The 12908-nt window shown below is 43.0% G+C and carries 10 protein-coding genes; 6 read left to right on the top strand and 4 right to left on the bottom strand.

Annotated features, from left to right (window positions below; translation table 11 throughout):
- Nucleotides 1–74: 74 nt before the first annotated feature.
- Both AC5JM2_RS27735 and AC5JM2_RS27730 read left to right on the top strand, forming a co-directional pair.
- A complete protein-coding gene (locus tag AC5JM2_RS27735; RefSeq protein ID WP_495838074.1) occupies nucleotides 75–1118 on the top strand; it encodes a nitrilase-related carbon-nitrogen hydrolase in 1044 nt (347 codons plus the stop codon).
- A 3-nt stretch (nucleotides 1119–1121) separates the two neighbouring features.
- The gene (locus tag AC5JM2_RS27730) at nucleotides 1122–2549 is read left to right on the top strand and encodes an aldehyde dehydrogenase family protein (protein WP_495838073.1); all 1428 of its coding nucleotides are present in this window, start codon (nucleotides 1122–1124) and stop codon (nucleotides 2547–2549) included.
- Between the two features lie 321 nt (nucleotides 2550–2870).
- Here AC5JM2_RS27730 and AC5JM2_RS27725 read toward each other — a convergent pair whose 3' ends face one another.
- Both AC5JM2_RS27725 and AC5JM2_RS27720 read right to left on the bottom strand, forming a co-directional pair.
- Nucleotides 2871–5270 carry an FG-GAP-like repeat-containing protein gene (locus AC5JM2_RS27725; protein ID WP_495838071.1) on the bottom strand — a complete coding sequence of 800 codons (2400 nt, stop codon included), beginning with the start codon at nucleotides 5268–5270 and terminating at the stop codon, nucleotides 2871–2873.
- Between the two features lie 369 nt (nucleotides 5271–5639).
- Complete coding sequence (locus tag AC5JM2_RS27720; protein WP_495838069.1) at nucleotides 5640–6440, bottom strand: aspartyl/asparaginyl beta-hydroxylase domain-containing protein; 801 nt, start codon at nucleotides 6438–6440, stop codon at nucleotides 5640–5642.
- A gap of 188 nt (nucleotides 6441–6628) precedes the next feature.
- Here AC5JM2_RS27720 and AC5JM2_RS27715 point away from each other — a divergent pair, with 188 nt between their 5' ends.
- Nucleotides 6629–8098 (top strand): amidohydrolase family protein, encoded by a 1470-nt coding sequence (locus AC5JM2_RS27715; protein ID WP_495838068.1) that lies wholly within the window; start codon nucleotides 6629–6631, stop codon nucleotides 8096–8098.
- A gap of 73 nt (nucleotides 8099–8171) precedes the next feature.
- Entirely contained in the window at nucleotides 8172–8618 is a 447-nt protein-coding gene (locus AC5JM2_RS27710) for a DUF3598 family protein (protein ID WP_495838066.1), read from the top strand.
- Nucleotides 8619–8709: 91 nt separating this feature from the next.
- On the opposite strand, the gene AC5JM2_RS27705 is transcribed toward AC5JM2_RS27710, so the two are convergent.
- Both AC5JM2_RS27705 and AC5JM2_RS27700 read right to left on the bottom strand, forming a co-directional pair.
- Nucleotides 8710–10053, bottom strand: coding sequence for an aromatic ring-hydroxylating dioxygenase subunit alpha (locus tag AC5JM2_RS27705; protein WP_495838065.1), 1344 nt, complete (start codon nucleotides 10051–10053; stop codon nucleotides 8710–8712).
- A gap of 65 nt (nucleotides 10054–10118) precedes the next feature.
- The gene (locus AC5JM2_RS27700) at nucleotides 10119–10280 is read right to left on the bottom strand and encodes a hypothetical protein (RefSeq protein WP_495838063.1); all 162 of its coding nucleotides are present in this window, start codon (nucleotides 10278–10280) and stop codon (nucleotides 10119–10121) included.
- Between the two features lie 93 nt (nucleotides 10281–10373).
- Between AC5JM2_RS27700 and hisS the strand changes: the two genes are divergently transcribed.
- Nucleotides 10374–11762: a histidine--tRNA ligase gene (gene hisS / locus AC5JM2_RS27695; protein WP_495838061.1), complete on the top strand. Its 1389-nt coding sequence runs from the start codon at nucleotides 10374–10376 to the stop codon at nucleotides 11760–11762.
- 162 nt (nucleotides 11763–11924) lie between these two features.
- Nucleotides 11925–12749 carry an alpha/beta fold hydrolase gene (locus tag AC5JM2_RS27690; protein WP_495838059.1) on the top strand — a complete coding sequence of 275 codons (825 nt, stop codon included), beginning with the start codon at nucleotides 11925–11927 and terminating at the stop codon, nucleotides 12747–12749.
- The last annotated feature ends 159 nt before the right edge of the window (nucleotides 12750–12908 follow it).

Here is a 12908-nt window from a genome sequence, read left to right as displayed (position 1 = left end):
GCTCAGATACTGTAAAAGCGATCGCCCATCGCAATAAAACATAAAATAGTGAAAATCTAGACAAAGTCGAGATTATGACAGTCAATCCAGAAACCATCGACTCATTTCGAGCCTTAGCACTCCAAGTAACGTGCCACGCAGTCAACCAAGCAACTGATCGTCAGGAAGCACGTTCTTTGATGCAAAATACTATCAAGCGTTTAGGACAACAAATTGCTGCCAGTATTGCATTCATCGGCTTTGACTGTCGTTTAATTGTTTTACCGGAATACTTCCTCACGGGCTTTCCAATGGGAGAGTCGCTGGCTGTCTGGGGGGAAAAAGCAAGTCTTGAAATGGCGGGTGCTGAATATGAGGCACTCAGTAAAATTGCACAAAAACATAGTATTTTTCTTGCGGGTAACGCCTACGAACTTGACCCCAACTTTCCAGGACTGTACTTTCAAACTTGCTTTGTTATTGACCCATCAGGGTCAGTTGTCTTGCGGTATCGGCGGCTGAATTCTATGTTTGCTCCGACACCGCATGATGTCTGGGATAAATATCTTGACTGTTATGGACTTGAAGGTGTGTTTCCGGTTGCCAAAACTGCTATTGGGAATTTAGCGGCGATCGCATCAGAAGAAATTTTATATCCGGAAGTGACGCGCTGTCTGGGAATGCGTGGAGCAGAGATTTTTCTGCACTCAACCTCAGAAGTTTATGGTAAAGAACGCGCTCCCAAAGAAGCGGCAAAAATCTGCCGCGCGGCAGAAAATATGGCATACGTAGTCTCATCAAATACTGCGGGTATCACTAATATCCCCATCCCTGTTGCTTCTGCCGATGGTGGCTCTAAAATCATTGACTATCGAGGGTTGGTTTTAGCCGAGACAGGCCAAGGGGAGAGTATAGCAGCTTTTGCTGAGATAGACTTGGCTGCTTTACGCCGCTACCGCCGCCGCCCAGGGTTAAATAATTTACTTTCACGACAACGGTTTGAACTCTACGCAGAAAGTTATCGTGACTCGCACTTTTACCCAGCTAACACTATGCTGGAAAAAGAAGTAGACCGCAAACACTTCATCAAAACACAGCAAGAAACGATAGAGCGCCTAGCTAAACTGGGGGTAATTTGAGTCATGTCCAAACCAATAGAAGTTCGCAACCCCTGGACTGGAAAATTTGATTATGTGATTATACCACTACCGCCAAAGCTAATAGTACAGCAATGCAACCGCTTGCGCAGAGCACAAAGAAGTTGGTTGCAGCTTGGTTTAGAAGGGAGAATCTCAGTTCTGCAACAGTGGAAGAGTGCGATTATATCTGGACGCGATAAACTGCTCGAAGCGTTGGTCAATGACACCGGAAGATTATCAATATCGCAATTAGAAATTGACTCATTTCTCTCTAGCATTGATAGATGGTGTACATTAGCACCACAACTATTGCAAGAATCTGTTAAAGATACAGCAATTTCTTTTATCGAACTGCAACAAACAGCGGTTCCTTACCCTCTAGTTGGAGTCATTAGCCCGTGGAACCTTCCTCTGCTGCTTTCCACAATAGATACAATTCCAGCATTACTCGCTGGTTGTGCTGTAATCATCAAACCCAGTGAAATTGCTCCCCGCTTTTGCGGACCACTGTTGGCATCAATTAATGCAGTGCCAATATTACGTGAGATATTAACTTTTATAGAGGGAGCAGGCGAAACCGGAGCTGCACTGATCGAGTATGTGGATTTGGTATGCTTTACTGGGAGTGTGGCAACAGGTCGAAAAGTCGCAGAAGCAGCAGCCAAACGCTTTATTCCTGCTTTTTTGGAATTAGGAGGAAAAGACCCGGCGATCGTTTTGTCGTCTGCTAATTTAGACTTAGCAACATCAGCAATTTTGTGGGGTTCCGTCGTTAGCACCGGACAATCGTGTCTTTCTATTGAGCGAATCTATGTTGCGGAATCTATTTTTGAAAAGTTTGTTGAACAACTGGTAGCCAAAGCCCAACGTCTTGAGTTAGGTTATCCTAGGCTGGAAAATGGAGAAATTGGTCCTATTATTGCAGAAAAACAAGCAGCAATTATCAGCGACCATCTGCTAGACGCCGTGGAACAAGGAGCAGTTGTTCACTGTGGCGGTGAAGTTGAGAATTATGGAGGAGGTTGGTGGTGTCGTCCTACAGTTCTCACTTCTGTCAACCATTCTATGAAGGTGATGACCGAAGAAACATTTGGTCCTATTATGCCAGTGATGCCTTTTTCCACAACTGAAGAAGCAGTGAACTTGGCAAATGATTCGATTTATGGATTAAGTGCAGCCGTTTTTGCCTCCTCAGAAACAGAAGCTTTGAAAGTCGCACGTCAGATAGATGCGGGTGCTATTAGTATTAATGATGCTGGTCTGACTGCTCTTATGCATGAGGGAGAAAAAAATGCTTTTAAATTTTCTGGCATGGGTGGATCACGCATGGGACCTGCAGCGCTGACACGTTTTATGCGAAAAAAAGCTTTTTTGGTGAAAACAAAGAACATCAGCGACCCTTGGTGGTTTGATGACATGTCGGGTGGTTGACCAACAAAGGGTGTAGGGGTATGGGGGTGTAAGGGTGTAGGGGAGCCACTGCCCTACACCCTTACCCCCTTACACCCTCCCAGGGCTGTTTCATTCCCTCAAAGGCTCATCATGTCAAGGGTTAATCTTAGCCATCGCTCCTTATTTCCTGGAGAAAAATTGAATTTTCTGGGTTCCAATGTAGGTTTTCTATAACTTATGTCCCAAAAATTATCGCGCTACATATTGACAAATCCTTGCTCCTTAACGAATGAAACAGCCCTGCTTACACCCTCCCATAACGAAGCCTCTCGTTGCGTAAATTCTGTGAGGTAAGCTCTTCTACACACTCACAAACTGACTTGCAGTTAGCGTCATCGTATTAACTCCCGTTAGGGTTGCTAAGATACTATTATCCGATAGAATATTGTTGCCAGAGAACGTCAAATTCTTAAAGGTTAGACCCCCTGTTAAACCAATTTTGTCACCAGCACTGCGGTTGAAATCAGTAATTATATCGACACCACTGTTCTTCTGCAAGACGAAAGTATCCGCACCAGCATCACCAGTTAAGATATCATCCCCATTACCACCTCTGAGGAAGTCATTACCGTTGCCACCGACAAGTAGGTCATCTCCGTTACCTCCGAGTAAAGTGTCATTGCCATTACCTCCGAGTAAAGTGTCATCGCCATTACCACCGTCGAGTTGATCATTGCCATTACCTCCGAGTAAAGTGTCATTGCCATTACCACCGTCGAGTTGGTCATCTCCTGCCAAGGCATTGATAGTATCGTTGCCGTTCAAACCGAAAATGACATCATTACCAGCAGTACCAGTGAGGTTGTCATTGCCATTACCACCGTTGATGTTTTGGCCAACAGCAACTGTGACGGTTCCAGTGTCAGTGCCACCATTGCCATCGCTGAGGGTATAATCAAAAGTGGCGTTGCCACTGAAGTTGTTGTTGGGAGTAAAAATAACTTCGTCATCACTCGTATAATCAGGAGTGCCATTGTCATTTAAGCTCACAGTACCGTTAGTCGCATTGCCGACAGCAGTAATGATTAAAAGGTTGCCATCTGGGTCTGTGTCGTTAGCAAGCAGGGTGGTTACAGAAAGAGTCACAGCAGTATTTTGGCGAGTGGTGGCGCTGTCGTCAACGGCAACTGGAGATTGGTTATTGATGATGCTACTCAATAATACTGAAACGTTATTGGAGTTAAGGTTCGCCGTTGCCAAGTCGAGTTTGCCGTCAGAGTCGAAGTCAGCTGTGGTCACGGATATCGGACCTGAGTTTGGCCCAACCCTAAAGTTAATGGCAGTGCCAAAGCCGCCACTACCGTTGTTCAACAATACTGAAACGTTGCTGGAAGAAACGTTTGCTGTTGCCAAGTCGAGTTTACCGTCACCATTGAAGTCCCCTGTGATCACGGATTGGGGAACTAACCCCACCGCAAAGTTGGTGGCAGTGCCAAAGCCGCCACTACCGTTATTCAACAGCACTGAAACGTTATTGGAAGAAATGTTTGCTGTTGCCAAGTCGAGTTTGCCGTCACCATTGAAGTCGCCTGTGGTCACGGAATAAGGATTTGACCCTGCTTGATAGTAGGTAGCAGTGCCAAACCCACCATCACCGTTGTTCAACAGCACTGAAACGTTGTCGCTGTCGCTATAGCTCGCCACAGCCAAGTCGAGTTTACCGTCAGAGTTGAAATCCCCTGTGGTCACGGATTGGGGACTTGACGTCACCGCAAAGTTGCTGGCGGTGCCAAAGCCACCACTACCGTTGTTCAACAGCACTGAAACGTTGTTGGAGCTATTGTTCGCTACAGCCAAGTCGAGTAGCCCGTCAGAGTTGAAATCCCCTGTGGTCACGGATATCGGACCTAACCCCGCTTGATAGTTGGTAGCAGTGCCAAAACCGCCACTACCGTTGTTCAACAGCACTGAAACTGTGCCTGCACCGGAGCCAATGATCGGCACAGCCAAATCGGGTAGCTCGTCACCATTGAAGTCGCCCGTGGTCACAGATCTCGGACGTAACCCTACCGCAAAGTTGGTAGCAGTACCAAAACCGCCACTACCGTTGTTCAACAGCACTGAAACGTTGTCGGAGCCATAGTTCGCCACAGCCAAGTCGGGTAGCCCGTCACCATTGAAGTCCTCTGTGGTTATGGAAAAGGGATTTGACCCCACTCCATAGTAAATAGGAGTGCTAAAAGTGACAGCAAATACCCCAGAGTAGCTCTGCATCAGTTCGGGTGTAAACGCATTCGTTGCGTCACACTCTCCGATGTGTTGTTGTAATTGCCAACTCCCACCCAATGCTGTATTTCCGACTCGCTTAGAAGAGGCAGCGATACTTGTTCTTGTCAATTCGTATAGTTGAGCAACAAATTGTGCACCCACATCCCCGGAGGCGACGTTACACCCGTAGAGTTGGATGCAACCAGATCCCCAAGTTTTCAGTTGTGAGCGATAAGAGTCGATGGTGTCCAAGCTTAGCTGGCTATTACCCAGATATAAGTATCCCGGCGCACCGTGAGAAACGATGTGAATGCTAGAGATATCGCTGCGTCCAACCAGTGCTGTAGTTATTTGTGCAATTCCATCACTGTGATTTTCTAGGACAATCACTTCAGCTTCTGCTACTGCACCGAGTATTAGACTTTGAAAGTCGTCTACGTTGGCATCAATGAAGACGACAGGATGACGATTTGCGGTACGGGCGAGTACCATAAATATTGGTTCCTTTTTTGTTGCAAAAGAATTCAGCAAATCCTGATTCTGGAGCGTCTGCGCTCATGGGGTCTAACACGTAGAAGCCCGCACTGCGCAGGTGCGATACGCAAAGCGTCAAGCCTCCGGCTTATCGCCACCTCAAGGGAAGACACCGTCGATGCGTATCGCAAAATATTACACTTCTTGTAAAAGTGAGATTTTACGAGGTTCTGTTAAAAGTTCCCTGTCAAGACTTCCTGACTTTTGCAACAAGTTTATTGGATTTTTGAAGCATGAGTGCTTCACTATCAAATATTAATGTGCAAAATATTGACCACTGTAGGATGTGGGATGCAATAAGTTTTTCCAATTATTGTGAAGAGAATATTAAGCCCCTAAAGCTTTATCCCACTCTAACTGATGAGCCAAACCATACTTGGTAAAATCTTCTATTTTAGCTTTATCACTTTTACCAAAAACACCTAAACTGTAAGGATTATCTTGCATACGTTGTGTGACTTGCTCTTGTTCAAATCGTATCAATTCTTCTCTCGGCTTATCTATTTTTAAAAAGTCTACAACTAAGACAGTTCTGTCATAATTGGTGTAATTATGTGGGCAGTGTGGATAACTGTGATCTAAAACCATGAATTCTCCTTCATGCCAATAAAGCTGCTCATGGCATATTTTCATAGCTATATCCCCTGGTGGTACGATTAATCCTAGATAGCCACGATTCATATGAGGGTTATCGTTCACATGCAGCTTGATATCCAAGCCTGGATGGAATGTACCAAAATAGACATTTCTGATGATGTTATCATCGATTAAGTTGATTTTTTTTATTACCTGAGCCACATTTGGGAAATATTTCTCTCTTAGTGCAAGTGCTTTTTCCGATGCGTCATTTTGGCTATAATTAGGATATTCTATTTGATGAATTTGAATATATTCTTCAATGAAGATACCTTGAAATAAAATACCAAAAGCACTGTATTTTGAATTTCCTTTTGTTTTTATCGTTTTACTTTTAGGACCCAAAACATCATAAGTGAATTGTAACTCCTCATTCGATGCGTGTTTACTAAAGTGTGTAAACTCATCTCTAATAACTTGCCAGTTATCTTGAAAGGTTTTGAGAAAATTAAATTGCTTTGGGTCTAGATGATACTCATTAAAACTTTCCATTATCTTTTCTCCTAAAGATGATTGAATAAAAAAGTTACATGGTGATGGGATTTTGTCTGCGTCCCAGTACGATGTTGAAATTTATGATTTCAAGACTAAACTTATACAACGGTTTAATGGAATAATATCATCTGTGTTGATGTTCTTAAACTTTTGGGTTCTGTACTCATTTTAACGTGAGGTCAACTGTGTCTGAAGCTCCGGTATTAGATAAAATTATCAAAAATCTACGGGTAGTTCGTCCCCATCAGGATGCTGTCGAACGACTTGATTTAGGAATTAAGGATGGAAAATTTGCTACTATTGCTCCTAATATTAACCCAGACCAAGGCAAAGAGGTCTTGGATGGCAAAAACTTGCTAGGCTTTCCTGGAGTCGTAGATGCCCATATGCACATCGGTATCTATCAACCCCTCGACAAAGATGCTGTGACTGAAACCAAAGCAGCCGCGATGGGGGGAGTCACAACTAGTCTCAATTACATCCGTACAGGACAGTATTATCTCAACAAAGGCGGTTCCTACCGGGATTTTTTTCCAGAAGTACTGGCGTTATCCGCAGATCATTTTTTTGTTGATTATGGCTATCACGTCGCACCTATAGCTAGCCAGCATATCGACGAAATACCTTTACTGTTTGAAGAACATGGTGTATCTTCGTTTAAAATATTCATGTTTTATGGCGGCTATGGGTTGCATGGTTTGTCAGACCAGCAAAACCTCTTCCTGATGATTAATAAAGAGGAACGCTATGACTTCGCCCATTTTGAATTTATCATGCGCCGTCTAACTCGCTTGATGGAAGCACATCCAGAAGCGCGAGATACTATCAGCTTGAGTTTGCACTGCGAAGTTGCTGAAATTCTCAACGCCTATACCAAAATAGTTGAAAATGACTCCAACCTTAGCGGACTAAACGCCTACAGTGCAGCACGTCCCCCTCATTCTGAAGGTTTAGCAATTTGCATTGCTTCCTATTTGGCACATGAGACGAACTGTGCAAATATCAATTTATTGCACCTGAGTTCACGTAAGGCAATGGAAGCAGCTTTGACTATGCAAACTGCTTTTCCCCATATCAATTTTCGGCGAGAAGTGACCGTCGGACATTTGCTATTAGATGTTGATACCCCCACCGCTACTTGGGCAAAAGTAAACCCCCCTATTCGTCCCCGTGCCGATGTGGAATACTTATGGCAAGCAGTACTCAACCATCAGGTAGATTGGATAGTGAGTGATCATGCTTGCTGTTCTGCTGAACAAAAAAGAAGTGCTAAAGACCCAAATAATATTTGGTTGGCAAAGTCTGGTTTTGGTGGTACAGAATATTTACTTTCTGGTGTATTAAGTGAAGGTAGTAAGCGGGGAATGTCGTACAACCACATGGCTAAGTTGCTATCATGGAATCCGTCGCGACGCTTTGGTTTGTTACAAAAAGGGGATATCGCCATTGGCTACGATGCTGATTTAGTACTGGTAGATCCAAATGAAACCTTTGTGGTACGTGCTGCTGAATCAGAGTCACAACAAGGTTACACACCCTTTGAAGGGGTGGAGTTAACGGGACGGGTGAAAAGTACGTTTTTACGTGGAAATCTTATTTACAATAATGGACAGGTTGTAGGTTCACCGACTGGACGTTATTTAAAAAGATGTTAGAGCAATCTCCAGTTAAATCTTGTTGCTTACAATCTTTAGTAATTAGTATCTGCGAAGACAAAGGAGTTCTGCTATGTCTGCCATTCGAGAAGAAATGCCTGTACTTACTCGCCACGAAGGAGATTGGGTAGGTACGTATACAGTGGTTGATACAGAAGGAAAAATCGTTGATAAATATGAATCTCACTTAACCTGTCAATTTCCAGAAGACGGTTCCCACTCCTACTACCAAATCAATCGCTATAAGTGGTCTGATGGGAAACACGAAGAGTATGAGTTTCCTGGAACTTACCGAGACAAAACGCTGTGGTTTGACACAGACCGTATTGACGGAAAAGCCTGGGAAATCGATGATGCAACGGTTATTTTGTGGTTCTCTTATAAGACCGTACCGGATATGTTCTTGTATGAAATGATTGTGATTAGTCCTTGCAATAATCATCGCGCCCGCACTTGGCACTGGTTTAAGAACAATCAACTCTTCAAGCGAACCCTGATCCAAGAAGAACGGCTACGATAAAACGTTGAGCGATCGCACAGAATTTGTAAAATGGATCTCCAATGCGTAGGGTGCGTTAAGCAGTGTAACGCACCATTGTTATATGATCCATTCAGTGGCGAGTGTATGGAAGCTCAAAGTGAGTTTTGAGTTTCTGAGCAGCAACTGCTATACCAACTGCCAGAAGAGAAGCTGAAATTTCCACAACTTGCATCCACCCGTCGGCACATATTGCTAAAGCTGCAAAGGCGATCGCCACACCCACACTAATTTGTTTGACTCGATTTGTCGTCTGATATGCACTAGAGCAAGAACTACACACTTGTGTATGTTGCGAGAACCTGTCTAGTGGCGGTGGGTTTAAACAATTCCCATCACTGCTGACATTTTTTGAGGTGGAGTAGCCCTGATAGTAGGGTAAAGATGATCCAAATTTATCCAACCACTTGTAGTACTCTACGACAAATGTGTCACAAGTTTTCAGGGGCAAAAACACTTGTTTCAAGCTTTGTCCCAACCGCTCAATTTGTGTCTTTTGCCCAATAATAAGTGGCAAATCTTCTTCCAATACTCTGTTGCGAAGCATATGATCTAGCCACCGGGGCGTCAGCTTGAATTTCCACGTCTTAAAGTTATTATAATTTCTGACCAAAATCCGGCATCGACCCTTACCCAAAGGTATCGAATAAAAAGCGACTCCCCCAGCCACACCTCGCTGCGGAACACTAAATTTGTAAATCACGAAGTTGGGAGCAATGAAATCTAGTTGTGACCAAGGTAGATTGGGTTTGCTCATTCCTCGCAACCTTCCTCGAATTCCTCTACTAGAATTTTCCAGCACTTCCATTTCCGATGGCTTGGCATTTTCTCGCTGACCTAAAGTGCCATCATGGCTAATGTGAACATGAGCTGGATCCATGATGTTCTCAATAAAATAGAATTGGTCATAAGGCAGGTCACGCATAACGTCTGTGGTGACAAACTCTGGCTTGTCCAACTCCTCTATTGTTGGGATCTTCTCATCAGCAGCTGCTTCACCAACTCCTGCCCACATCCAAACCATACCTTGGCGTTCCACAACCTTGAAAGATTGCACGCAAGCATTTGCAGGAATTTTGGCATCTGTAGCTAACTGGGGAATATGCAGACATTGACCATCACTACCAAATTGCCACCCGTGGTACAAGCACTCGATTTTTCCGTCAGTTATCTGTCCATCCGAGAGTTTGGCAGCACGATGAGGACAGCGATCTACCAGACAGACAAGCTTTTCATCCAAGTCTCTAAATAAAACGAACGGTTCGTCATATAAGGAAAAGCTATAGGGACGGTTTTTGGGTAAATCTTGCACAAAGCAAACAGGATACCAGCATTCCCTCCAGTTGAACTCTTGATTTTGCTCTGTTTGGAGCGCCGTTTGTCTTGCTTGTTCTTCTATCTTGGAATCTACTATCATGGATGAATCCTGATTCGGCTACTTATATACTCTGTATTATTTATCTAATTTACATATAGCAAAAGTTAGGTTTTCTTGGTTGACTTACCTGATTTATTGAGAGTCACAGAAGAACCGAAGAATTTTGCTTCTATCTGTGTGAGACTTATGAAAACTTGAGATTCGGGATGATGAAAAATGGCACAATAAAATTGAATTGTTTCATATGTTGAAATTTTATGAGTCATTGGTAAATGCTTATCGGTACTTGATAAGATTTTGAACTATTACCCATTTTATTTCTCCAGTCCCAGATTAACTAGAGTTAGCAAGGCAAAGGCATGGCAAAAAGTGACAAAATAAATTTCTCAACTCCCAGTGGTTTTCCAGAATTTCTTCCTGGCGAAAAGCGCTTGGAATCGTATTTGCTAGACGCCATCCGGAGAGTTTTTGAAAGCTACGGATTTACACCTATAGAAACTCCCGCAGTGGAACGCTTGGAAGTTTTGCAAGCGAAGGGGAATCAAGGCGACAATATTATCTATGGTCTTAATCCCATTTTGCCACCAAATCGGCAAGCAGAGAAGGATAAGGCAGGTGAAACAGGTTCGGAAGCAAGAGCTTTAAAATTTGATCAAACAGTTCCTTTAGCAGCGTATATTGCTCGTCACTTGAATGAATTAAGCTTTCCTTTTGCTCGCTACCAAATGGATGTGGTATTTCGTGGGGAAAGAGCAAAAGATGGTCGATTTCGTCAGTTTCGTCAGTGCGATATTGATGTTGTCGGTCGTCGTGAACTGAGTTTGCTCTATGATGCTCAGATGCCTGCTATTATTACTGAGATATTTGATGCAATTAATATTGGTGATTTTCTGATTCGCATCAATAATCGTAAAATTCTCACTGGTTTCTTTAAGTCCGTAGGAATTCCAGAAGACAAAATTAAATCTTGTATTGGAATTATTGATACTTTGGATAAAGTCGGTGAGAACAAGGTAAAGCAGGAGTTAGTAAAAGAGGGAGTGTTAGCAGATACAACTCAAAAAATCATCGACTTTATTCATATTAATGGCACTGTAGATGAAGTTCTAGATAAACTCAAGTACCTGGCTCAATCAACACCAGAAGCTGAGGAATTTAGTCTGGGAGTGACAGAGTTAGAAACAGTTATTTCTGGAGTTCGCAATCTTGGAGTTCCAGAAAATCGTTTCTGTATTGACTTATCCATTGCTCGCGGTCTGAATTATTATACCGGTACAGTGTACGAAACAACCCTCATAGGACATGAAGCTTTGGGCAGCATTTGTTCTGGTGGTCGCTATGAAGAATTAGTGGGGATGTTTTTGGATGAGAAAATGCCAGGAGTCGGCATTTCTATTGGCTTAACTCGCTTAATTAGTCGGTTGATCAAAGCTGGTATTCTCAGTACCTTCGCGGCTACTCCAGCGCAAGTTATGGTAGTGAATATGCAAAATGATTTGATGCCTGTTTATTTAAATGTGTCGCAAAAACTGCGTCAAGCTAAAATTAATGTTGTCACGAATTTTGAACAGCGACCATTAGGCAAGCAATTTCAGTTAGCTGAAAAACAAGGAATTCCATTTTGTGTGATAATTGGTACTGAAGAAGCAGCAGCGCAAAAGGCGTCTCTCAAAGATTTGAGAACACGTGAGCAGGTGGAAGTCGCGCTGGAAGATTTGGCTCAGGAAATTAAAAGAAGACTGGCGTAATTCCTCGTATTCCTCGTTCCCAGGTTCTACCTGGGAATGCCTACAGGGAGGCTCTGCCTCCTAAAATATACTACTAAATATACTAGAGGCAGAGCCTCTGACAAGGCGTTACCAGGCTGAACCTGGTAACGAGATGAATTCCTAAATTTATCAGGGGGGGATATGAATAAACCAATCAAGCGAGCTTTTTTAGACACCGAAGACGGGCAGATTCTTTACCGCATAGGTGGTGAAGGAAGTCCTCTGCTTTTACTACATCAAAAACCAATGAGTAGTAACGAATATCGAGAGTTAATGCCTATTTTGGCAAAAAATCGATGTGTCATTGCTATGGACTTTCTGGGTTATGGTGATTCAGATAAACCCCCCAAAATGTATTCAATTGAGGACTACGCTAAAACTGTCATCTTGCTTTTAGACGAATTAGGCATAAAAAGCACAAGCATCTTGGGACACCTAACAGGTGCTTTTGTAGCAGGAGAGGTTGCAGTAGAATATCCGGAACGAGTCGAAAAACTTGTCTTATCTGATCCCATTGTCTTAGGTGAAGAAGGAAAAGCAGCCCTATTACAGCAATTTTCAGAAGGTTTTCAAATAAAAACTGACGGTTCCCACCTGATGGAAAGATGGGCAGTCCGTGCAAAGTATGTAGAATCTGATGAATTAAATCATATGTTAGTTTTAGATGATTTAAAAGGCTTTGGCTATCCTTTATATGCCGTTTGGGCTGTAGCAAACTACTGTTTAAAGACGCAAGAAAGATTTCAAAAAATAAAATGTCCCTCCCTAATTCTATGGGGAACTGAAGGTATAAAAAAGTTGGAACGGTTGGGTTTAGTAAATGCAGACAATCACCATTTGATTTTAACAGCAATTCCTCATGGAAAAGTGGTTGATATTGAAGGCGGAACTACATACATGATGCTCCAGAGATTTGAAGAAATATCGAAGATAGTCATCGATTTTTTAGAAGACAAAAGTTTTTAAAACTATAGAATTGTCAAAAACATTATGGCAAGAAAGCACATGGAGTTTATTCAATCAGGGGATGTCGAGCAGATATCTTGGGTTGTGAATGATCTTTTGGAAGGCGCTCATACTCGGATTCTGAGCTTCCTCGTTCCCAGGCTGAGCCTGATAACGAGA

It is taken from the genome of Brasilonema angustatum, from assembly GCF_059505445.1.
The sequence above is the reverse complement of the archived record's forward strand: the minus strand, read 5'-3'. Positions and strand labels throughout refer to the sequence as shown.